This is a genomic window from Ramlibacter sp. Leaf400 (genome assembly GCF_001424545.1).
In the GTDB taxonomy this organism is placed as follows: domain Bacteria; phylum Pseudomonadota; class Gammaproteobacteria; order Burkholderiales; family Burkholderiaceae_C; genus Ramlibacter.
On record NZ_LMQL01000002.1, the window covers coordinates 49,780 to 71,422 of the forward strand.

The 21,643-nt window shown below is 70.9% G+C and carries 24 protein-coding genes; 8 read left to right on the top strand and 16 right to left on the bottom strand.

The features are described from left to right. Positions 1–56 precede the first annotated feature (56 nt). A complete protein-coding gene (locus ASG30_RS02420) occupies positions 57–518 on the bottom strand; it encodes an SCO family protein (RefSeq protein ID WP_235579725.1) in 462 nt (153 codons plus the stop codon). A gap of 421 nt (positions 519–939) precedes the next feature. Between ASG30_RS02420 and ASG30_RS02425 the strand changes: the two genes are divergently transcribed. Next, entirely contained in the window at positions 940–1,308 is a 369-nt protein-coding gene (locus ASG30_RS02425) for a PA2779 family protein (protein ID WP_082521839.1), read from the top strand. A gap of 2 nt (positions 1,309–1,310) precedes the next feature. Here ASG30_RS02425 and ASG30_RS02430 read toward each other — a convergent pair whose 3' ends face one another. From ASG30_RS02430 to ASG30_RS02450, 5 genes are all read right to left on the bottom strand, one after another. Then, entirely contained in the window at positions 1,311–1,613 is a 303-nt protein-coding gene (locus ASG30_RS02430) for a hypothetical protein (RefSeq protein WP_055892102.1), read from the bottom strand. A 284-nt stretch (positions 1,614–1,897) separates the two neighbouring features. After that, positions 1,898–3,304, bottom strand: a complete 1,407-nt coding sequence (locus ASG30_RS02435; RefSeq protein ID WP_055892105.1) for a sigma-54-dependent transcriptional regulator — start codon at positions 3,302–3,304, stop codon at positions 1,898–1,900. Further along, on the bottom strand, positions 3,301–4,620 hold the full coding sequence (locus ASG30_RS02440; protein WP_055892107.1) for a sensor histidine kinase: 1,320 nt from the start codon (positions 4,618–4,620) through the stop codon (positions 3,301–3,303). The genes ASG30_RS02435 and ASG30_RS02440 overlap by 4 nt, the downstream gene beginning before the upstream one ends. A 140-nt stretch (positions 4,621–4,760) precedes the next feature. Then, the gene (gdhA, locus tag ASG30_RS02445; RefSeq protein ID WP_055892111.1) at positions 4,761–6,104 is read right to left on the bottom strand and encodes an NADP-specific glutamate dehydrogenase; all 1,344 of its coding nucleotides are present in this window, start codon (positions 6,102–6,104) and stop codon (positions 4,761–4,763) included. A gap of 64 nt (positions 6,105–6,168) precedes the next feature. Further along, positions 6,169–6,642, bottom strand: a complete 474-nt coding sequence (locus ASG30_RS02450; RefSeq protein ID WP_055892114.1) for an Lrp/AsnC ligand binding domain-containing protein — start codon at positions 6,640–6,642, stop codon at positions 6,169–6,171. Here ASG30_RS02450 and putA point away from each other — a divergent pair. Next, positions 6,641–10,366 carry a trifunctional transcriptional regulator/proline dehydrogenase/L-glutamate gamma-semialdehyde dehydrogenase gene (gene putA / locus ASG30_RS02455; RefSeq protein WP_442965648.1) on the top strand — a complete coding sequence of 1,242 codons (3,726 nt, stop codon included), beginning with the start codon at positions 6,641–6,643 and terminating at the stop codon, positions 10,364–10,366. The two genes, ASG30_RS02450 and putA, sit on opposite strands and share 2 nt — an antisense overlap. A gap of 123 nt (positions 10,367–10,489) precedes the next feature. Here putA and ASG30_RS02460 read toward each other — a convergent pair whose 3' ends face one another. Then, positions 10,490–11,212, bottom strand: coding sequence for an ArsR/SmtB family transcription factor (locus ASG30_RS02460; protein WP_055892119.1), 723 nt, complete (start codon positions 11,210–11,212; stop codon positions 10,490–10,492). Positions 11,213–11,319: 107 nt separating this feature from the next. On the opposite strand from ASG30_RS02460, the gene ASG30_RS02465 reads away from it, so the two are divergent. Beyond that, entirely contained in the window at positions 11,320–11,649 is a 330-nt protein-coding gene (locus ASG30_RS02465; protein ID WP_055892122.1) for an NIPSNAP family protein, read from the top strand. A gap of 86 nt (positions 11,650–11,735) precedes the next feature. Then, entirely contained in the window at positions 11,736–12,962 is a 1,227-nt protein-coding gene (locus ASG30_RS02470) for a serine hydrolase domain-containing protein (protein ID WP_055892125.1), read from the top strand. A gap of 37 nt (positions 12,963–12,999) precedes the next feature. Here the strand turns inward: ASG30_RS02470 and ASG30_RS02475 are convergent, their stop codons facing one another. Beyond that, positions 13,000–13,401: a GreA/GreB family elongation factor gene (locus ASG30_RS02475; protein ID WP_055892128.1), complete on the bottom strand. Its 402-nt coding sequence runs from the start codon at positions 13,399–13,401 to the stop codon at positions 13,000–13,002. 266 nt (positions 13,402–13,667) lie between these two features. On the opposite strand from ASG30_RS02475, the gene ASG30_RS02480 reads away from it, so the two are divergent. After that, positions 13,668–14,600 carry an ornithine cyclodeaminase family protein gene (locus ASG30_RS02480; RefSeq protein ID WP_055892328.1) on the top strand — a complete coding sequence of 311 codons (933 nt, stop codon included), beginning with the start codon at positions 13,668–13,670 and terminating at the stop codon, positions 14,598–14,600. Positions 14,601–14,664: 64 nt separating this feature from the next. Here the strand turns inward: ASG30_RS02480 and ASG30_RS02485 are convergent, their stop codons facing one another. Further along, entirely contained in the window at positions 14,665–15,747 is a 1,083-nt protein-coding gene (locus tag ASG30_RS02485) for a DUF3616 domain-containing protein (RefSeq protein ID WP_082521841.1), read from the bottom strand. Between the two features lie 188 nt (positions 15,748–15,935). Between ASG30_RS02485 and ASG30_RS02490 the strand changes: the two genes are divergently transcribed. Then, the gene (locus ASG30_RS02490) at positions 15,936–16,637 is read left to right on the top strand and encodes a hypothetical protein (RefSeq protein WP_055892131.1); all 702 of its coding nucleotides are present in this window, start codon (positions 15,936–15,938) and stop codon (positions 16,635–16,637) included. A gap of 41 nt (positions 16,638–16,678) precedes the next feature. Here the strand turns inward: ASG30_RS02490 and ASG30_RS02495 are convergent, their stop codons facing one another. From ASG30_RS02495 to ASG30_RS02505, 3 genes are all read right to left on the bottom strand, one after another. Then, complete coding sequence (locus ASG30_RS02495) at positions 16,679–16,891, bottom strand: hypothetical protein (protein WP_055892139.1); 213 nt, start codon at positions 16,889–16,891, stop codon at positions 16,679–16,681. Positions 16,892–17,091: 200 nt separating this feature from the next. Continuing rightward, complete coding sequence (locus tag ASG30_RS02500; RefSeq protein WP_055892143.1) at positions 17,092–17,628, bottom strand: hypothetical protein; 537 nt, start codon at positions 17,626–17,628, stop codon at positions 17,092–17,094. 9 nt (positions 17,629–17,637) lie between these two features. After that, on the bottom strand, positions 17,638–17,835 hold the full coding sequence (locus tag ASG30_RS02505) for a hypothetical protein (RefSeq protein ID WP_156385391.1): 198 nt from the start codon (positions 17,833–17,835) through the stop codon (positions 17,638–17,640). Between the two features lie 630 nt (positions 17,836–18,465). Here ASG30_RS02505 and ASG30_RS22355 point away from each other — a divergent pair. Continuing rightward, positions 18,466–18,690, top strand: a complete 225-nt coding sequence (locus tag ASG30_RS22355; protein WP_156385393.1) for a hypothetical protein — start codon at positions 18,466–18,468, stop codon at positions 18,688–18,690. A 25-nt stretch (positions 18,691–18,715) separates the two neighbouring features. Next, complete coding sequence (locus tag ASG30_RS02510) at positions 18,716–19,078, top strand: hypothetical protein (protein ID WP_156385394.1); 363 nt, start codon at positions 18,716–18,718, stop codon at positions 19,076–19,078. 18 nt (positions 19,079–19,096) lie between these two features. Here the strand turns inward: ASG30_RS02510 and ASG30_RS02515 are convergent, their stop codons facing one another. The 4 genes from ASG30_RS02515 to ASG30_RS02530 all read right to left on the bottom strand — a co-directional run bounded on the left by ASG30_RS02515 (position 19,097) and on the right by ASG30_RS02530 (position 21,546). Continuing rightward, positions 19,097–19,648, bottom strand: a complete 552-nt coding sequence (locus ASG30_RS02515; RefSeq protein ID WP_055892152.1) for a GAF domain-containing protein — start codon at positions 19,646–19,648, stop codon at positions 19,097–19,099. Between the two features lie 138 nt (positions 19,649–19,786). Then, positions 19,787–20,047, bottom strand: a complete 261-nt coding sequence (locus ASG30_RS02520) for a hypothetical protein (RefSeq protein ID WP_055892155.1) — start codon at positions 20,045–20,047, stop codon at positions 19,787–19,789. An 81-nt stretch (positions 20,048–20,128) separates the two neighbouring features. Continuing rightward, positions 20,129–20,590, bottom strand: a complete 462-nt coding sequence (locus tag ASG30_RS02525; RefSeq protein ID WP_055892157.1) for a carboxymuconolactone decarboxylase family protein — start codon at positions 20,588–20,590, stop codon at positions 20,129–20,131. Positions 20,591–20,673: 83 nt separating this feature from the next. Continuing rightward, positions 20,674–21,546: an RNA polymerase sigma-70 factor gene (locus ASG30_RS02530; protein WP_055892161.1), complete on the bottom strand. Its 873-nt coding sequence runs from the start codon at positions 21,544–21,546 to the stop codon at positions 20,674–20,676. Positions 21,547–21,643 lie beyond the last annotated feature (97 nt).

Sequence of the window (21,643 nt, forward strand, 5' to 3'; positions counted from 1 at the left end):
GAAAGACATGGCCGCGCCCGGAGCGCGCCGCGCAGCCCTGGCGGCGCCGCAGGCCGTCAGGCCCAGCGGGTGATGCTCTCGAAGATCCGCTGCGGATCGGCCAGCGCCGAAACCCGGCCCCACCGCCCCCGGGACTCGTTGCCGTACACCACCATCCCGGTGTGCTGCGTCTTGTCGCGGTCGAGCTCGGGGTCGCGTTCGAAGGCGCCCAGGTGCCGTCGCAACCGGGTGATGTCCTTCGAGCGCCCGGTGAAGAACTGCCACCCCGACCGCGCCCCGAAGGTTCGCGCGTACGCCTTCAGGATATTCGGCGTGTCGCGCTCGGGGTCGACGCTGATCGAGGCCATGCGCACCTCGCGCCCCAGCCGTTCGCCCAGCAGCGCCTGCACCCGCACCAGGTTCGCCGTGGTGGAGGGGCAGATGTCGGAGCACTGCGCGTACATGAAGTTGATCGCGATGACATGGCGGCCGCGGACCAGGTCCTCGTAGAAGCGGACCGGCACGTTGTCCTGGTTCACCAGCACGACTTTCGGCAGATCGTCCGGCCCCGGGGGGGATGCACTGGGCACGGCCCCGGCGGACCCATGCAGGGCCCAGGGTGCCAACGCGACGACCGCACCCCATCGCCGCCGTCGCAGAAGCACGGTGTGTTCCCGAACCAGGCCTGGTGCTTCAGCGCACGGTGGTGCTCCCATGGCGGCCCCCGAAAAAGCACCGTGAGTTTGCTGCGCGCTTTGCGACACACAAGCGCGTTTGTGTTATCCGATTGAAAACGGATAAGGGAGACGGTACGCGCATAGCGTCCGGACTACCCTCTTGTGGTTAGTCCGGCGGCCGGCGTGACCCGCTTGTCCATCGGCCGCTGCCTGACCGCAGCACGCCCGCTCGGGACCGGCGCTGGCTATAGTCTTGCTCCCACTTCAACCACAAGAGCCGAGCATGCAAACACTGTCACGCTTCCTTCGCCACTGCTGCTGGGGTGTCGTCGCCGCGATGGCGCTCCAGGCGCCGCTCGCGCAGGCCGAACTCCTGGGGCCCGAGGCCGCAGCCGTCGCCGGCGGCCAGAGCCGGGAGGAACTCGATCGGGCGAAGGTGCTGCACTTCCTGGAGAGCGCCAGCCTGCAGGAGCGGATGCGCACGCTCGGCGTGGACGGGCTCAACGCGAGCGCCCGGGTCAAGGCCATGACCCAGGAGGAAGTCCATGCGCTGGCTCAACGCATCGACAGCATGCCCGCGGGCGGCGCGCTGAGCGACCGCGACCTCGTCATCATCCTGCTGGTGACGCTGCTGCTGGTCGTGGTCCTCTGAGATCAGCCGGGCGCCGGGGGTTCGCCCTCGCCGCCCGGGTCCAGGCTGCCGGACTGCAGGGCCCGGTACAGCCCGCCGACCAGGTTGGCGGCCGCCGCCGGGCTGAAGCGCAGCGCCGTCGACACCAGCTCACCGCAGATCATCCGGTGGTAGGTGAGGGTCACGCCGCCCTCCGGCGTGGTCTCGATCTGCATCGGCGTGTCCGCTCCGATCTCGATCTCGATCTGCCCGAACGGTCCGGGCACGATGTCGTCATCCGGTTCGGGCAACTCGTTCACGTATCGCTCCAGTGCGACGACTTGCATGGGGGTCTCCTTCCGCTTGGTCGATCGGGGCCGGCTCAAGGCAGGCTGAAGCCCGGCGGGAAGCGGGGCTTCCGTCGGTAGCGGGACAGGGGTGGCGTTCTCATCGGCGGGTCTCCTCTAAGGGGACCCAGCGTCGTGCACGGCGCGTGCCAGTGTCGACGAGGGGAAGAACCCTGCGCGGCCACATGGCCACGGCGCTTCGCGCCTTGTCGCGTTTGCGGCTGCGTGGCCGGGCACACGGTGAAAAGCCCCGGCGGCTGGGGCAATTGCCCCACCGGCCGCTTTCAGTGGATGCCCGGTGGCGGCTTCAGGTCGAGCTTCTCGATGCGATAGCGCAGGGTGTCGCGCGACAGGCCGAGCAGCTTGGCCGCGCGCGTCACGTTCCAGTGGGTGCGCATCAGGGCCTGCAGCATGAGCGTGCCTTCGAACTCCTCCAGCACCAGGCCCTGCTCGGGCAGCATCGCGGGCTCGGGGGTGTCCATCTGGCGCATGCCGAGCGCGGCCATCGGCGACAGCACCAGCCGCTCCGGCCCGATCTCGTTGTTGCGCGCCATCAGCACGGCCTGCTCCATGCAGTTGCGCAGCTCCCGCACGTTGCCCGGCCAGCTGTAGCCGGCCAGCAGCTCCTCGCTGCTCGCGGAGAGGAAAACGTCCGGCCGGCCGTAGCGTTCGCCATGCAGGCGCACGAAGTGGCGCGCCAGCCGCAGGATGTCGGCGCCGCGCTCGCGCAGCGGCGGCACGCGGATCAGCACGATGCGCAGGCGGAAGTACAGGTCGCCGCGGAACCGGCCGGCCGCCACCAGCCGCTCCAGGTCCTGGTTGGTGGCCGCGACGATGCGCACGTTGCTGCGGTGCTCGCGCACGCCGCCCAGGCGGCGCGTGACGCGGTCCTCGATCAGCTTCAGCAGCTTGGACTGCGCCGGCAGGTCCAGCTCGCCGATCTCGTCGAGGAACAGCGTGCCCTCCTCCGCCAGTTCGACCAGGCCGCGCTTGCGCTCGCGCGCGTCGGTGAACGCGCCACGCTCGAAGCCGAACAGCTCCGACTCGACGAGCGCCGCCGGGATCGATGCGCAGTTCAACTCGATGAAGGGCCCGTCGCGACGCGGCCCGCCTTCGTGGATGGCGCGCGCCACCAGCTCCTTGCCGGTCCCGGTCTCGCCCGTGATCAGCACCGACGGCCGGTCACGGTCGCGCAGGGCGTGCTCGGCCTCCAGCAGCCGCCGCAGCAGCTCCTTCATCCCCTGCATGGGCGCCGACTCGCCCAGCAGCTTGTCCAGCCCCGCGCGGCCGGCAGTGGACTGCGCGGCGGGCGGCGGGCGCACCGCCGGCGCGACGCGCACCGCCTTCTCCACCGTCTGCCTCAGGTCGCTCAGCGCGATCGGCTTGGAGAGGTAGTCGCAGGCGCCGGACTTCATCGCCTCCACCGCGATGTCCACGCTGCCGTGGCCGGTGATCATGATCGGCTTGACCCCGGGGTGGTCGCTGCGCAGGCGCCGCAGCAGCTCCAGGCCGTCCATGCCCGGCAGGCTGTAGTCGACCAGCACCACCTCCGGCGGCGCGTCGGCGATCTGCAGCAGCGCGGTGCCGGCCTCGGGCGCGGTCCGCGCCTCCCAGCCGTGCTGGCGCAGGTACGTTGCCATGTTCTTGGCCAGCGTGGCGTTGTCTTCGACGATCAGGACGGAGCGGTTCATCGGGCGATCGGGAGTTCGACGTTCACCGTCGCGCCGCCTGCGCTCCGGCTCACCAGCTCGATGGTGCCGCCGAAGCGCTCGACGATGCGCTTGGTGAGGGGCAAGCCCAGGCCGAGGCCGGTGCGCTTGGTCGATTTGCGCGGAACGAAGGCGTTCTGCAGGCCTGCCGGCGTGAAGCCGATGCCGGTGTCGCTGACGCTCACGCGCAGCCGACCGGCACTCGCCAGCGATGTGGTGAGGCGGACTTCTCCGCCGTTGGGCATGGCTTCCATGGCATTGGTCAGCAGGCAGTTGAACACCTGGGTCAGCAGCGCGTGGTCGGCACGCACCGTGATGCCGGCCTGCACCGCGTCGGTCGACACGTGGATGTCGCGCTTGGCGAAGACGCTGGCAAACCCGTTCAGGCTGTCGTCCAGGACCTGCGAGACCCGCACGTTCTCCGGCTCACCCGATTCCGGCACCGCGTAAGCCAGCAGGTCGCGCACCCAGCGCTCCAGACGGTCCACCTCGTCGACGATGTCCCCGCTCGCGTCGCGCACCTCGTCGGCGGGGTGTTCCAGGTTCAGCTCGGCGCTCGAGCGGATCGACGCCAGCGGGTTGCGGATGCCGTGCGCCACCGCCGAGGCCATCGCGCCGAGCGCGGCCAGCGTCTCGTTCTGCACCAGGCTGGCCTGCTGCGCCTGGATGATGCCCTCGGCCCGCCGCACGACCCACACCAGCACGCCATAGAGGAAGATGCCGCCGCCCAGGCCGCTCAGCCAGATCAGCTGCAGGCCCTCGTTGATGGACTCGGACAGGGCGCGCGAACTCTTGTAGACCTCGACCACCCCGATCACGTTGCCGTTGCTGCGCACCGGCAGGTAGTTCTCGACGATCGACTTGTGCTGCCCGTTCAGGGCGACGTGCTCGGGCTTGTGCCGCAGGTCCTCCAGCGACACCTCGAGCTTTCCGCCCAGCGCCGCCTCGAGTTCCGGGTTGTGGTCGAAGCGCCGGCCGATCAGCTTCGGGTCGCTCGACCAGATGATGGTGCGCTCGCTGGAAAAGACATTCGCCCGCAGCACGTTCGGCATGGCGGCGATGCGGGTGAAGAACTCCACCACGTTGCGGTCGGCGGCGCGGCGGCCGGTGAAGTAGTCCGCCGCCTGCTGCACGTCGACCACGCTCTGCACGAACTCCATGCTCACGATGGCGTCCTGCCGCAGAAGGTTCTGGACCATGAAGCGCGAGAGGAAGAACGACGAGGCCACGCTGACCGCGGCCGTCAGGAGCAGCCCGAGGATCGCGAACCGGCGCGTCAGCTTGAAGGGGTTCTGCATGGGCAGCTCACATGAGCCATGTGCCCAATATGCCCGCGCCCCGCGGCGCTGCCCACCGGATGTTTGTTGCGACTTGGACGCAAGTGTTACGGGAGGATCACCGGGCTCATCGGTGGTCCTCATCCGTAATTACGGGCTCATCAGACCACGCCCTGCGCCAGCATCGCGTCGGCCACCTTCACGAAGCCGGCGATGTTGGCGCCGTCCACGTAGCTGACGCGGCCGTCGCCGCGCTGGCCGTGCTGCACGCAGGCGGCATGGATGCCGCGCATGATGTCCAGCAGGCGCGCGTCGACCTCCTCGCGGGGCCACGACAGGCGCATCGCGTTCTGGCTCATCTCCAGGCCGGAGGTCGCCACGCCGCCCGCGTTGCTGGCCTTGCCGGGGGCGTAGAGCACCCCGGCGTCCTCGAACACCTTGATCGCGCCCAGCGTCGACGGCATGTTGGCGCCCTCGGCCACGCAGATCACGCCGTTCTTCACCAGCGTGCGCGCGTCGTCCTCGTCCAGCTCGTTCTGCGTCGCGCAGGGCAGGGCCACGTCGACCTTGACGCCCCAGGGTTTGGCGCCGGCATGGAAGCGGCTCTTCGTGCGCTCGGCGTATTCACTCACGCGGCCGTAGAGGTGGTTCTTCACCTCCATCAGCTCGGCCAGCTTGGCCGGCGTGAAGCCGTCCTCGTCGACCACGGTGCCGCTGGAGTCCGAGACCGTCACGACCTTGGCGCCCAGGGCCATGGCTTTTTCCACCGCGTACTGCGCGACATTGCCGGAACCGGAGACGCTCACGCGCAGCCCCTCGAAGCCGCGGCCGGCGCGCTGCAGCATCTCGCGGGCGAAGTACACCGTGCCGTAGCCGGTGGCCTCGGGCCGGATCAGCGAACCGCCGAAGGACAAGCCCTTGCCGGTGAACACGCAGTCGGCCCGGTTGGTCAGCTTCTTCATCATGCCGGCCATGTAGCCGACCTCGCGGCCGCCCACGCCGATGTCACCGGCCGGCACGTCGGTGTCGGCGCCGACGTGGCGGAAAAGCTCGGTGACGAAGGCCTGGCAGAAGCGCATCACCTCGTGCGGACTGCGGCCCTTGGGATCGAAGTCGCTGCCGCCCTTGCCGCCGCCCATGGGCAGGGTGGTCAGCGCGTTCTTCAGGGTCTGCTCGAAGGCCAGGAACTTCAGGATGGACGCGTTCACCGACGGGTGGAAGCGCAGGCCGCCCTTGTACGGGCCGATCGCGGAGCTGTGCTGGATGCGAAAGCCCCGGTTCACGTGCACGTTGCACTTGTCGTCGACCCAGCTCACGCGGAACTGGATCAGGCGCTCCGGCTCCACCAGCCGGTCCAGCAGGCCGTGCTCGGCGTAGCGCGGGTGGCGGTCGATGAAGGGCCACAGGCTCTCCATCACCTCACCCACGGCTTGCAGGTACTCGGGCTGGCCGGGGTTGCGGGCGGCCACTTGGGCCAGGAAATCGTGGGCGCTCTGGTACTTCACTTGGGGACAACCGTGCTGGGGAAAAGAGGAGCCGCATTCTGCCCGCGCGCACGCGCCCGGCCCGCTACGGGATCGGCAGCCGGGTGGAGTTCTTGACCTCCTCCATCACCGCATACGTCCGCGTTTCGCGCACGCCCGGCAGCTGCCACAGCACCGTGCCGGCGAACGAGCGGTAGGCCTCCATGTCGGCCACGCGTGTCTTGATCAGGTAGTCGAAGCCGCCGGCCACCATGTGGCACTCCAGGATTTCCGGATGCACCTGCACCGCCGCCCGGAACTGGTCGAAGACGTTGGGCGTCGTGCGGTCCAGCAGGACCTCCACGAACACCAGCATGCCGGCGCCCAGCAGCTTGGGGTTGAGCCGGGCCTCGTAGCCCTGGATGTAGCCGTCCCGCGTGAGGCGCTGCACCCGGGCGAGCACCGCCGTTGGCGACAGCGACACCGCCTCCGCGAGCTTCAGGTTGGAGATGCGGCCGTCCTCCTGCAGCTGCTGCAGGATGCGCCGGTCGGTGCGATCGAGGTCTTCCAAGGTGGGCATGGCCTGCGCTAGCGATTCATTCGTGGAACATCAGCAACAACAAAACAATATCCTAGTCCATCCCGATAACACTGACGATGTCACATCAGGACAGTGCTCTTCCATGGACCCGACCTTCCCGCGCCCCCCGTCCGCCTTCCAGGCCTTCATAGCCCCCACCGCAGGCGACACCCCCGCGCTGCGCAAAGCCATCACCGCCGCCACCCGCAGGCCCGAACCGGAAGCGGTCGCCCGCGTGCTCGAAGGCGCGCGACTGCCGAGACCCATCGCCGACCGCACCCAGGCCCTGGCCCTGCGGCTGGCCCGGGGGCTGCGCGAGCGCAAGTCCGCCACCGGGCGGGCCGGCCTGGTGCAGGGCCTGCTGCAGGAGTACGCGCTCTCCTCGCAGGAGGGCATCGCGCTCATGTGCCTGGCCGAGGCGCTGCTGCGCATCCCCGACGCGCCCACGCGCGACGCGCTGATCCGCGACAAGATCGCGCAGGGCCGGTGGCACTCGCACCTGGGCAAGAGCCCGTCCCTGTTCGTCAATGCCGCCACCTGGGGGCTGCTGATCACCGGCAAGCTGGTGTCCACCCACAGCGAGTCCGGCCTGTCCGCGGCCATCGGCCGGCTGGTCAGCGTCGGCGGCGAGTCGCTGATCCGCAAGGGCGTGGACATGGCCATGCGCATGATGGGCGAGCAGTTCGTCACCGGCGAGGACATCGACGAGGCGCTGCGCAACGCCCGCGAGCGCGAGCATCAGGGCTTCCGCCATTCCTTCGACATGCTGGGCGAGGCCGCGCTCACCGCCCACGATGCGCAGCGCTACCTGCGCGACTACGAGACGGCGATCCACGCGATCGGCCGCGCCTGCGCCGGGCGCGGCATCTACGAGGGCCCGGGCATCTCCATCAAGCTGTCGGCGCTTCACCCGCGCTACAGCCGCGCGCAGCACGACCGCGTGATGGGCGAGCTCTACCCGGTGCTGGTGGGCCTGTGCGCGCTGGCCCGCGACTACGACATCGGCCTGAACATCGACGCGGAGGAATCGGACCGGCTGGAGATCTCGCTCGACCTGCTCGAGAAGCTCTGCTTCGAGCCGCAGCTTCAAGGCTGGGCGGGCCTGGGCTTCGTGATCCAGGCCTACCAGAAGCGCTGCCCCTTCGTGATCGACCACCTGGTCGACCTGGCAAGCCGCAGCCGGCGGCGGCTGATGGTGCGGCTGGTCAAGGGCGCCTACTGGGACTCGGAGATCAAGCGCGCGCAGCTCGATGGCCAGGACGGCTATCCCGTCTACACGCGCAAGCCCCACACCGATGCCGCCTACATCGCGTGCGCGCGCAAGCTCCTGGCCGCACCCGCCGAGGTCTATCCGCAGTTCGCGACGCACAACGCCCACACGCTGGCGGCCATCCACGAGCTGGCCGATCCGGCGCGCTACACGCCGCGGCAGTACGAGTTCCAGTGCCTGCACGGCATGGGCGAGCCGCTGTACGAGCAGGTCGTCGGCGATCCGGCGCAGGGCGGCCTGGGCCGGCCCTGCCGCATCTACGCGCCGGTGGGCACGCACGAGACCCTGCTGGCCTACCTGGTGCGCCGCCTGCTGGAGAACGGGGCCAACACCTCTTTCGTCAACCGCATCGCGGACCTTTCGCTGCCGCTGGAAGACCTGGTGCGCGACCCGGTGGAAGTGATCGAGGCGTCTGCGCGCGAAGAAGGCGCGATCGGCCTGCCCCACCCCGCCATCCCCCTGCCCCGCCACCTGTACGGCGAGGCCCGGTCGAACTCGCGCGGCCTGGACCTGGCCGACGAGTCGGTGCTGCGCGGCCTCGCGCAGTCGCTGCGCGACAGCGCGCAGTGGCCGTGGCAGGCCGGGCCCCTGCTCGCGCAGGATGTCCCCGCGGGCGCCACGACGCCGGTGCGCAATCCCGCGCAGCAGGACGACACCGTGGGCAGCGTCCGCGAAACGACCGCCGCCGAACTCACGCTCGCCCTGGAGAGCGCGGCCGCCGGCGCGGCGCAGTGGGCCGCCATCGCGCCCGCTTCGCGCGCCGCGATGCTCGAAGACGCGGCGCAGCGGCTGGAAGCCGACATGCCGCGCCTGATCGGCCTGCTGGTGCGCGAAGCCGGCAAGACCGCGTCCAACGCGGTGGCGGAGGTGCGCGAGGCGGTCGACTTCCTGCGCTACTACGCGCGCCAGGTCCGCGACCAGTTCGACAACGCCACGCACCGCCCGCTCGGGCCCGTGGCCTGCATCAGCCCCTGGAACTTCCCGCTGGCGATCTTCATGGGCCAGGTCTCGGCCGCGCTCGCGGCCGGCAACGTGGTGCTGGCCAAACCGGCGGAGCAGACCCCGCTGGTCGCGGCCGAAGGCGTGCGCGCCCTGTGGGCGGCGGGCGTGCCGCGCTCCGCCGTGCAGCTGCTGCCCGGCCGCGGGTCCGTGGTGGGGGCGGCCCTGGTCGCGGACCCGCGCGTGAAGGGCGTGCTGTTCACCGGCTCGACGGAGGTGGCGCGGCTGCTGCAGCGCGCCGTCGCCGGCCGGGTCGACGGCAACGGGAGGGCGATCCCTCTCGTCGCCGAGACCGGCGGGCAGAACGCGATGATCGTGGACTCCTCCGCGCTGCCGGAGCAGGTGGTGGCCGACGTGCTGGTCTCCGCCTTCGACAGTGCGGGGCAGCGCTGCTCGGCCCTGCGCGTGCTGTGCGTGCAGGAGGACGCCGCCGACCGCGTGCTGGAGATGCTGCTGGGCGCGATGGCGCAGCTGCGGGTGGGCCCGCCCGACCGGCTGGCGACCGACGTGGGCCCCGTCATCGACGAGGAGGCCCAGGCCAACGTCCAGCGCCACATCGAGGCCATGCGCGCCAAGGGCCGCCGGGTGCACCAGGCCGCCGGCCACGGCGCGGTGCCGCTGGACGCCGGCACCTTCGTGCTGCCCACGCTGATCGAGATCGACAGCGTCTGCGAGCTGCAGCGCGAGGTGTTCGGCCCCGTGCTGCACTTCGTGCGCTACCCGCGCGACGAACTCGACGGCCTGCTCGGCCAGATCAACGGCACCGGCTACGGGCTCACGATGGGCCTGCACACGCGCATCGACGAAACCATCGCGCGGGTCGTGGACAACGCGCATGCGGGCAACGTCTACGTGAACCGCAACATGGTGGGCGCCGTGGTGGGCGTGCAGCCCTTCGGCGGCGAAGGCCTGTCCGGCACGGGCCCGAAAGCAGGCGGCCCGCTCTACGTGTACCGCCTGCTGTCCAGCCGTCCGGACGACGTGCTCGGGCGCGCCGCACGCATCGGCGAGCCCACCGTGCTGCCCGGCCCCACGGGCGAGCGCAACGTCTACAGCATCGCGCCGCGCTCGGCCGTGCTGTGCCTGGCCCGCGACGACGCGGACCGGCAGGTCCAGCTGTCGGCCGTGCTGGCCGTGGGCAGCCGCGCGATCTGGCCGCTCGAGGCGCAGGGCTCGTGGGAGCGCCTGCCCGCGCAAACGAGCGCCCAGGTCGCCCTGGCCTCGGACTGGACCGCCCGGGGCGTGGCGTTCGATGCCGTGCTGCTGCATGGGTCCGTGGACGAACTGGCGAGCGTGCAGGAGACGCTGTCGCGGCGCGAGGGGCCGGTCGTCAGCGTGGAGCGGCTCGCGCCGGGTGAGACCTCGGTGCCGCTGGAGCGGCTGGTGGTCGAGCGTGCGCTCAGCATCAACACGGCGGCCGCGGGCGGGAATGCGTCGCTGATGACGATCGGGTGACCCGTCATTCCCGCAAAGGCGGGAATCCAGGGCTTCCGCCTTCACGCCCGATCACCGTCGGCGCGCTGCGCTGGATTCCCGCCTTCGCGGGAATGACGATGCACGCAGCAGTCGGCATGGCCCTCAGGCCTCCGGCTCCGCCATCGCGAGCCAGCGCTCCCCACCCAACCACTTACGCAAAGCCGTCGCCCCGCGCGGCGTCAGCGTGAGTGCCCGCGACTTCGGCTGCCGCAGCAGCCAGCCCTGCTGCAGGCAGTGCGCACACAGCATCGCGCCCAGGCGCCCCGCCAGGTGCATGCGCCGCTCGCCCCAGTCGAGGCAGGGGCGGCAGGAGGGACGCCGACCCGACTCCTCCTGGAGCGACGCGAGGTCCGCCAGGCCCAGCCCCGCCAGCACGCCGGCCGCGCGATCCGTCACGACCGCCGTCTCGCCTTCCAGCAGCACGGCGCGCTCTTCCACCAGGCGATCCGCGATGGCCACCGCGACGCGCCCGGCCAAGTGGTCGTAGCAGGTGCGCGCGAACCGCAGCGCGTCGTCGCGCGGTCCCACCACCGGCCTCGCGCCCGCCTGCTGCGCGACCGAAAGCTGCATCAGCCCTTCGAGCACCCGCGCCACCTCGGCCGAAGCCAGCTGGTGGTAGCGGTGGCGGCCCTGCCGGTTCACGCGCAGCAGGCCGCCTTCCACCATCAGCGCCAGGTGCCGGCTGGCGGTGGCGGGTGCGATGCGGGCCACGGTCGCCAGCTCATGGGCGGTGAGCGATCGGCCGTCCATCAGCGCCAGCAGCATGCCCGCGCGGGCCGGTTCGCCCACCAGGCCGGCGACGCGGGCGAACTGGTTGGTGTTCATGCGGCCAGTGTGCCGCAGGGGCCGCGCCCGACGCTTCGCTCCGCGACGAAGCATCGCGGCGCCGGCGGCCGGCACGATGGCACTCCGTCACGCCACCGGAGACCGACGTGCAGATCACCTGCTTCATCCGCTACCAGATCGATCCCTTCCAGCGCGAAGCCTTCCGCGCCTACGCGCAGGCCTGGGCCACCGTCATCCCGCGCTGCGGGGGCCACCTGCTGGGCTACTTCCTGCCGCACGAAGGCAGCAACGACATCGCGTGGGGGCTCATAGGCTTCGACAGCCTGGCCGCCTACGAGGCCTACCGCGCCCGGCTTCGCGTGGATCCCGAAGGCCGCGACAACTTCGCGCGGGCGCAGGCGCAGCGCTTCATCCTGCGCGAGGAACGCACCTTCTGCGAAGCCGTGCCGCAGACCCTGGACCGGCCGCCCGCCTGAGCCCGCGGCGACTGAGGGAAGGCCCCTGTTGGTGAACCGGCAGGCTCGTGTCAAATCCTCACCTCATCCCCTGCGGAGGTGCCGTGATGAGGATCAAGACGATCGCCCTGGGCCTGCTGGCCACCGCCGCGGTGGGCGCGGCCGCCGGTTGGTTCAGCCTCGACAAGGAGACGCGCGGCCTGCTGGCCACCGTGCCGACCAACCGCGACCTGCTGTTCTGGAGCCAGCCGCAGCGCGACGCGGCCTTCCGCGCGCTGGACCGCCTGCCCGTGCTGGCCAAGTGGCGGGTGGTGCCCGCCTCCGCCACGCCACGGCCGCTGCCACCGGGGCCGCCCCTGAAGCTGCCGATGGACGTCGACGCCTACATGGCCGGCCAGCGCAGCGCCGCGCTGCTGATCGTGCACGACGGCAAGCTGCGCCTGGAGCGCTACGGCCTGGGCTTCGACGGCGACGGTCGCTGGACCAGCTTCTCGGTGGCCAAGTCCATCACTTCCACGCTGGTGGGCGCGGCGCTGCGGGACGGCCACCTGCGCAGCATGGACGACAAGGTGAGCGACTACCTCCCGGAGATGAACGGCTCGGCGTACGACGACGTCAGCATCCGCCAGCTGCTCACGATGACCTCGGGCGTTCGCTGGAACGAGGACTACGCCGATCCGAACTCGGACGTCGCGCGCTTCAACAAGCACCAGCCCGAACCGGGCGCCGATGCGCTCGTGAGCTACCTGCGCCGCCTGCCGCGCGAGGCGCCTCCCGGCACGCGCTGGAACTACAGCACCGGCGAGACCAACCTGGTCGGCGTGCTCGTCAGCCGGGCGACCGGGCGGCCGCTGTCGGACTACCTCGCCGAAAAGATCTGGAAGCCCGCCGGCATGGAGCAGCAGGCCACCTGGATCCTCAACCGCAGCGGCCAGGAGATCAGCGGCTGCTGCCTGCAGGCCGCCGCGCGGGACTTCGCCCGCTTCGGGCTGTTCGCGCTCGACGGCGCGCGGGTCGAAGGCAAGAGCATCGTCCCCGACGGCTGGCTCGCCGAAGCCACCAGCACGCGCACCGGCATCGGCCAGGCCGGGCGCGGCTACGGCTACCAGTGGTGGACCTATGACGACGGCAGCTACGCCGCGCGCGGCATCTTCGGCCAGGGCCTCTTCCTGGACCCCAGGCGCAGGCTGCTGATCGTGTCCAACGCCAACTGGGCCGGCGGGGCGCGCGACCGCGCAGCCACCCAGGCGCGGGAGGACTTCTATCGGCAGGTGCAGAAGGCCATCGACAGCGAAGCCGCGGCCACGACCGCGAGCCGGCCGCCAGGAGGGTGATGCGTTCGGCGCCCGCCACGCAGGCGGCGCCGCCGGATCAGGTCACGTAGTCGCCGGTCGCCTCGGGCTGGAACAGCACGGCGCGGATGGTCGCGCCCTTGGTCCCGGAAGGCGTGTCCCAGCGCACCACGTCCCCGGCGCGCAGCCCGATGAGGCTGCCGCCCAGCGGGGACAGCACCGAGATGAAACCGGACGAAGGCTCCGAGTCCTCGGGGTAGCAGATGGCCAGCGTCCGGACTTCGCGCGTGTCCACGTCCTCCAGCTCGAACTGGGAGTACATGGTGACCACGTCGGGACCGATCTGCGGGCCGGGAAGGACGTCCGCGTTCGAGAGCAAGGCGGCCAGGCCGGGGTTCGGCTGGGCAGCGTTCAGCTTGCGCAGGCGGGCGAAGTCGAGTTCGGTGAGTAGCCGCTCGACGGAATCGGAAACAGGTTGCATGGATGCGCTCCTTTTCGATGCGCCGAGGCCAGGGCCCGGCGGAGAGGGTGGCGCGTCAATGAAGAGCAGGAGGCCGCCGGGCCAGTCGGAGCGGGGCAGCAAGCCACCACCCCCGCGCTTGCGGAGGGACGATGGCGGGACAGGTGCTGCGGCACGGCATGGGCATCAGTATGCCCCCGCACGCCACGCACATGCTTTCGCAATCCGGCAAGGGCAGCAGGGCCTTTGTCGTGCTGCACGGTATCCTGCGCGCGATCCACCATCCCATGAAGATCTTCGACGCCACCGCGACCGCCGCCGCCCTGCCCTTCGACCGCCTGGTGCCCGCGCTGCAGGCCCTGTTCGCGCAAGGTTGCGAGGTGCCGCCGCGGCACGTGCACGAAGTGCCGGTGCCCGGTGGCGCGGCCTTCACCTCGCTGATCATGCCGGCCTGGGTGCCGGGCCGGTACTACGGCATCAAGACCATCAACATCGCGCCCGGCAACGCCGCCCGCGGCCTGCCCGGCCTGCACGCCATCTACGTTCTGTACGACGGCAGCACCGGCGTGCCGCTGGCGCTGATGGATGGCGACGCGATCACGCACCGCCGCACGGCCGCCGCATCCGCGCTGGCGGCCCGCTGGCTCGCGAGGACGGACGCGCGCCGCCTGCTCGTGGTGGGCGCCGGCCAGGTCGCGCGATTGCTGCCGGCCGCCTACCGGGCCGTGCGCGACATCGACGACGTGGGCATCTGGGCGCGCGATGCGGCCAAGGCCCGGGCGCTGGCCACGCGGCTGCAACAGGACGGCCTGCCCGCGCGCGCCGTCACCGACCTGCCGGCGGCCTGCCGCGCGGCCGACATCGTCAGCTGCGCGACGCTGGCCACCGAGCCGGTGGTGCACGGCGAATGGCTGGCGCCCGGCTCGCACCTGGACCTGATCGGCAGCTTCACGCCCGCCATGCGCGAGGCCGACGACGCCTGCTTCGCGGACGCGGCCCTCCACGTCGACACCGAGGAGGCGCTCAAGAAGAGCGGCGAGCTGCTCGGCCCGATGTCGCGCGGCGTCTTCGGGCCGCAGGACGTGCGCGGCACGCTCGCGGCGCTCAGCCGCGGGCAGGCGAGCGGCCGCCGCGACGCCGATGAGCGCACCGTGTTCAAGTCGGTGGGCACCGCGCTGGAAGACCTGGCCGCCGCCATCCTGGTCCACGAGGGCGCGTGAGCCGCGCCCGGCCGCCCGAAGCGGCTCGCACCGCAGTGCGCAGCACGCAGGTTCCAATGAGCGTTCAGGCGGGCAGCTCGAACACGTCCGCCTTGAGGCTGCTGGCGCCGACCTGCCGCCGCGGCGCCGGGCTGTCGTAGACCACCAGCAGCGAAGGATCGCCTTCCCCATCGGGACGGAACAGCGCCAGGCCCTCGGCGTGGTCGCAGCCGCGGCCGAACGGGATGTCCAGCACGTGCTCCAGTGCCTCGGCCTCCAGCACGCAGGAGTCTTCGCAGCGGGCCGCGCCGCGCCACCGCAGGACGCGCACCGGCCCGTCCAGGCCCATGGTGGGGCCGGCCAGGAGCAGCAGGTCCTCGCCCTGCAGGCACAGGTCGCGCACGCCCAGTCCCTGCAGCTGCAGGAAGTGCTTGCGCACGCGCGGCCCCTTGCGGCCGTCGACCGGATCGAGCTTCAGCCAGCGGCCGTCGTCCACCGGCCGCAGCTCCAGCACCATCGCCCAGCCGCGCAGCACGGGCCCCCGCAGGCCGAGGAAGAGGCGTTCGCCCACCACGGCCAGGCCTTCCACGTCGAAGCCGTTCTCCTTGCCGGGCAGGCCGATGAAGGGCGCCAGGTGCTTGTCCTTGCGCAGCAGCCGGGTGAGGTCGTTGCCTTGCGCATCGCCGCGCAGCCGCTGCGCGCGCCGCGGCTTGTCCTTGCGCACCAGGACCGGCAGGCCGTCACGCTCCTGCATCGGGATGCGCGCCAGCAGGAAGCGGTTGGCCTGCGCCTCCAGCCGGCCCAGGCGCTTGACCGACCGGGCGACGGGGTCTCCAGCGTGGACCTTGCAGCGCTTGAGGCTGTGCGAGCCCACGACCCAGAGGTAGCCGTCGGCCCGGTCCATGCCTTCGATGTCGATCTCCGGCGTGTCGTCCTTGCGGCCTTCGGTGGGCAGGTCCAGCACCTCGCGCAACGGGAACTGCACGTGCTCCGCGGCGCGGCCCTCGGCCACCGTCAGTCTTTCCACGCTGGCCGATTCGTCGTTGGCCACCCAGAGCGTGCGGCCGATCTGCAGCACGGTCGACAGGCCGTCGCGCAGTTCCTTGCGGCCCTTGGCGTCGTCCAGCGCGGGCTGGAATTCCAGTTTGAAGGTGCGGGGCGCGGGCATGAGCGAGGGTAGCGTGCCCGGGCCGGTCGCGGCGCGGGCGGAGGCTCTTCCGTTCACCGCAGCCGGATGCGCTGCGGATGAGCGCCGATCGCAGCGTGATGGCCGCCGATTAGGGGAACTCCCTCGTGGCAGCGCCGAATTCGATGCTGCGTAATGCGGACTCCCATACCAACGAAGAAGGGTCACGTATGCGCAACGCTTTCACTCTGGCCACGGTCGGCAGCCTCGTGCTGCTGGCGGCCTGCTCCACTCCCTCGGCTTCGGGCCCGGCGGCCTCGGGCGGCGCCTCCACGGGTCCGATGAGTTTCTTCATCACCAGCGTCGGCAGCGGCAAGGGCGGCGACCTCGGTGGCCTCGCCGGGGCGGATGCGCATTGCCAGAAGCTGGCCGCCGCGGCGGGTGCCGGCAGCCGCGCCTGGCGCGCCTACCTGAGCACGCCGCCCACCCTGGCGGCCGGCTCGACGCCGGCCGTGGCGGCCGTGCATGCGCGCGACCGCATCGGCAAGGGCCCCTGGCACAACGCCAAGGGCGCGCTGATCGCCCGCGACGTGAACCACCTCCACAGCGGCAACACCATCACCAAGGAAACGGCGCTCGACGAGCGTGGCGGCGCCGTGCGGGCGCGAGGGGAAACGCCGAACGAGCACGACATCCTGACCGGCTCGCGCGACGACGGCACCGCCTTCGCGCCGCAGACCGACACCACCTGCAAGGCCTGGACCAGCAGCACGGAAGGGTCGGCCATCGTGGGCCACCATGACCGCGCCGGCCCGACGCAGGACGCCTGGTCGAAGTCGTGGAACTTCTCGCACCAATCGGCGGGATGCAGCCAGGAGGCGCTGGTGCGCACCGGGGGATCGGGCCGCTTCTACTGCTTCGCGGCGAACTGAAGTCGCGCGCGCCGGGCGGCCTTGCGGCCCGGCGCTTCGTTCTAGCTGGGGCGGACCGGGAGGTCCGCCTCCTCGGTCGGTCCGAAGATCGACCAGGGCTCGCAGGTTTCCGGATGGCCCGCCAGGATGCGGGACTCCTCGTCGGCCCGCATGTACGGGATGACGCTTGCCGCGCCCTGCCCGCCATGCGGCCTGGCGGGCTTGGGTTCCAGCTTGGTCTTGAATACCGCGTAGGTCCTGAAGCGGGTCAACATGGTCACCCTCCAGCACTTGGCTCGGCAGTTCAATATAAACAGCCGCGCTACAAATACAAGCAAGTTGACCTAGGCAAGTCCCTAAGTCAGGCCCGCCATCCGTGCGGGGGCGCACGGAACCTGCCGCGGCGCGGCCGAAAACGCACCAGGATTGGTCACGGTCTCGTGGGAATGCATGGCGCGCAAGCGCAACCGGAGCGTCACGCGCCCTGGCGGATGAGGAACAGCATGACGGTGGAACCGTCGGTCGCGTTCAGGTGGTTGCCGATGTGAAGGCGGCTGGCGCCGCGCGCGAACCGCAGGGTGCGCGGCTGGCCCTGGTCGTCGGGCAGGATCAGCGCCAGCCCACCGGTGGCGCTGTTCAACGTCCAGGAGGCCTCGATGGTCTCGTTCACGTCGACGAACCGGCGGCTCGCCATCTCGCCGCCCACGTGCAGTTCGTTCTTGGCCTCGCGCAGCGTGAGCGTGGCCGGACCGCCGCCGGGCGTCGCGCCGGCGTGCAGCGTGACGCTGCCGGTGTAGACGATGCCTTCGATCACCGCCTGCTGCCCCGCCGGGATCAGGCCGGTCTGGAACCCCATGAGGAAGTAGTTGCCGGGCACCGGCAGGCTGGCGCCTTCGAGCGCGCCGACGCGCGCTTCGAGCGCGGTGATCGCATCGGCCAGGGCCTTGAAGTTCTCGTTGACCTCGACCGACCGGGCGGGAAAGCCCGGCGAAAAGATGTGCGCAACTTGCATGGTGGCTCCTCAGTTCCAGGTCATGTTGTCCCAGCCGGCGCCGGCGTCCCACACCGCCGTCCCGCTGGCCTCGCCGCCCCCACCGCAGGCCGCGACGAGCGCGGACACGCAAAAGCTCAACCAGTGGCGGCGACGCCAGGCGGTTCGTTCGACGTTGTGCATGCGGGCCTCGTGCGGGTGGTGGAAACGGACCTGTTTGTCGGGCATGGGGGCGCGCGCGTCCATCGCCGGTGAGGTTGATTGACACAGTGGGAAGGGGTATGGCAGAGCTTGTGGCCGGCATCCACCCGATGCCGTCATCCACCCGATGCCGTCATCCCCGCGAAGGCGGGGATCCAGGCGCGCGCGAAGCGCGCTGATTCAAGGCGCAAGCGCTGGATTCCCGCCTTCGCGGGAATGACGGGGGAAGAAAGACCGGGGCTGCGGCCGGCGGGAGCCGCGGGTAGGCGGAGCTTGCGGTGCTCGGGTCCGCGCGCTCAGTGCGGCGAAGCGGCACGCGGCCAGTGGTGGCGCCGAAGCAGCTTCACGACCCTGGCGACGATCTCGGAGGTCGGCGCCGCCTGCCGGGCCGGACACCGGCGTCCTTGCTCGCAGTTCTGGTTGCAGGGATTGCATGCAGGCTTGGCGTTCGGCATGTCTCTCTCCGGTGGAATACAGGCCCATGCTGCGACCTGGCGCAAGGCTGAGCTGTAGGACTCTGGCTCAACCTGGAACCCGCACCTGCCGCGTCAGCGAACGTCGAGCTGGAGCAGAGGGTTTTCGCTGTAGCTCTGTCGAGCCATGGGCAATGGAAGAGCCTCCCGCGGCTTCCACAATCGATGCTCCAAGGAGGTGCGCATGAACCATGACCGTCCCCCGCTGCACGTCGTCGCCTTCTACTGCTGCGTGCTGCTGGTGGAGGTCACGTCGATGCGCACGGGCCGACTGCTGGAGAGGATCTGCGTGCGGTACGACGCAACCATCGCTTCACTGAGGCGGCGCACGTTCTCGCGACGGGCAACGCGTTCCCGCCCGACGGCACCCGGTGCAAGCACATCGCTGTCGGCTTTCAGGCGGCCTTGAGGGCCGCCCTTCTAGGAGAAACGAAATGGAAGCAGGTCTGATGTTGCGCACCGCGGTGATCGTGCTGGCGCTGACGGGCGCCGGCGGCGTCCTCATGGCCATCATGAGGTTCTCGGGACGGCCGCAACCGCCGGCCTGGCTGGCGATGCTGCACGGCCTGCTGGCCGGCGCCGGCCTGACGCTGGTGCTGTACGCCGCATTCACCGCTGGCCTGCCGGGCAGCGCCTGGCTCGGCCTCCTGCTGATGGCCGGCGCGGCGCTCGGCGGCATCGTGCTGAACCTGGGCTACCACGTGAAGGGCATCGAACTGCCGGCCTGGCTGGTGCTGACCCACGGCGCCATCGCCGCGGCCGGCCTGGTCATCTTCGCGATCGCGGCCTGGCGCTGAGCCGGCGCCGGAGTGGACCTACGCGAGCGACTCGCGCAGGTCCTCGTCGCGGGCGATGCCCTCGCCGATGACGTCCGCGACCGCCTTGAGCACGTCCACGTGGCGGGCGCCCAGCCCCTGCCGCGTCTGGTGGCTGAAGCAGCACAGCGTGCCGAACACGCCGCCGCCTTTCATGATGATGGGCACGCTCAGGTAGGACTTGATGTCCAGCCGCGACGTCACCGGAAGATCGGCGGCCAGCGGGATCGCCGACACGTCCGGGATGGCCGCGGGCAGGTCGCCGTCCACCACCAGCTTGCAGTAGGTGTCCACCAGCGGGTCGGAGCCATTGACGACCAGGCCCTCGGGATGCTCGGCGTCTGCGCTGATCGCCTTGAAGACGCGGCGCCCTTCGGTGAAGCGGGCGACGAAGGCGACGTCCATGTCGAACGCCTGGCGCACCTCGGCCAGCAGCCCGACCAGCTCGCGGAAGCTCCTGCCCTGCATCGCCACCAGCGTGGCGGCCTCGAACCGGTGGATGGCGGACGCCAGGCGCTCCACCAGGGTTTCGGCATGGTCAGGAGAAGGCATGGGATCCTTCCGCGCGCGGTTCGCGCAGGCGGCGCCGGGGCGCCCGGATTCGCCTGCGATAGCCCCCATTCTGGGCCGTCGGCGCGCGCTGGGGACACTAAATTCTCGGCGCCACCGCCGCGCAGCGGGCACCGTCGCTCAGGACTTGCCGGCCTCCCAGAGCACCTGCCACTCCGATGCCTCGATCAGCTCGCGCTCGGCCTTCTCCAGCACCATCTGCAGCGCCGACTCCTGCGTCGGGCAGGGACCCGCCGCGACCTTCCAGACGACGGGCGTGCCGTCCCACGGCGACTCGGGCTTGCCCGCGCAGACCTTGGCGTAGGCGTAGTGCCCGTCGTGGCTCTCGACCGTGTACACGGCAAGGTAGTGGCCCCGTAGAGGGCCGGCGATGCGCTCCATGCAAGGAGGCTAGGCCCATGACCTGTCTGGAGTCATCCCCCATTCGGGTGAAAGGCCGCCTCCTGGCTGTAGTGCGCCAGCTCAGCCGGCGACGTAGGGCGTCTCGGGCACCGGCATGTGGAAGCTGGCGTTGAGCATGTTCCACGAACGGATGGCGCCGACCGCGAAAGTCAGCTCGGCGATCTGGGCGTCGGTGAAGTGGCTGCGGATGGCTTCGAAGTCCGCTTCGCTGGGCACGCGGTGCGGGACGGCGTTGACCGCTTCCGCCCAGTTCAGGGCCGCGCGCTCGGCTTCGCCGAAGAAGCGCTGCGCCTCGCGCCAGCCGGCCACGGCGTTGATGTGGCGCGCCTCCATGCCCTGCTGGAGCAGGTCGGCCCAGTGCATGTCGATGCAGAACGCGCAGCCGTTGATCTGGCTGATGCGCAGGTTCACCAGTTCCCTCAGGCGCTTGTCCAGGGTGCCGCCGGCGGCGAACGAGAGCTGGGCCAGCGCCTTGGCGGCCTTGGGCGCGAGCGCGTGGTAATTCAGGCGGGGGGCGGACATCGAAGGCTCCTTGTCGTGGGTGGGTTGAAGGGGGATCACCCTTCCAAGACGCGGCGCCGCGGCCGCCTGTGACAGCCCGCCGCCTATCGGCCGATGTTCACCAGCTTGTCCGGGTTGCGCACCACGAAGATGGACATGATGCGGGCGCCGTCCGTCACCACGGCCTGGGCCGATTCGAGCTGGCCGTCCACGTAGCGAAGCAGGCCCGGCTCGCCATTGATGGTGGCGATGCGGTAGTCCATGCGCGGCCCGTACTTGATCGAATGGGCCCAGTACAGGTTGGTGACGCGATCGGCGCCCTGCAGGCCGCGCGGCACCGAGGGCACCTTGCCCCCGCCGTCGCCGATGGCCTGGGCGTTCTCGTCCAGCAGCGCCCGGATCGCGGAGCGCTCCCCGGTGCGCGCGGCGAGCACGAACTTCTCCAGCAGGCGCAGGTGGGTCCCGGCGGGCACCTGGAACCGCGGCCGCCCGGCCTTCACGCGCTCGGCCGCGCGGTGCACCGACTGCCGCACCGCGGCCTCGCTCTTGTCGAGGATGCCGGCGATCTCGGGGTAGTCGTAGTCGAACACCTGCCGCAGCAGGAACGCGGCGCGCTCCTCCGGCGCCAGGCGCTCCAGCAGGTGCAGGAACGCCACCGACAGGTCGCCGGCCAGTTCGGCCGCGGCCTCGGGCGTGCGCTCGTCCACCTCCACCAGCGGCTCGGGCAGCCACCAGCCCACGTAGGCTTCGCGCTCGACCTTGGCGGCGCGCAGCCGGTCGATGGCCAGGCGCGTGGTGACGGTCACCAGCCACGCCTGCGCCGACTGCAGGCTGGCCGTGTCGGCGGCCTGCCAGCGCAGCCAGGCCTCCTGCACCACGTCCTCGGCGTCCGCGCGCACGCCGAGCATCCGGTAGGCGATCCCGAACAGCCGGGGACGCAGGGGCTCGAAGGTCGTGTCGGTGGCGGTGGCGGACATGCGGGACTCCTGGTCGTTCCCCTTCCAGACGGCCGGAGGCGGCGGTCTGTGACAGGCCAGGGAAATATTCTGCGCGTCCCGCGCGGACGCGTTCGGC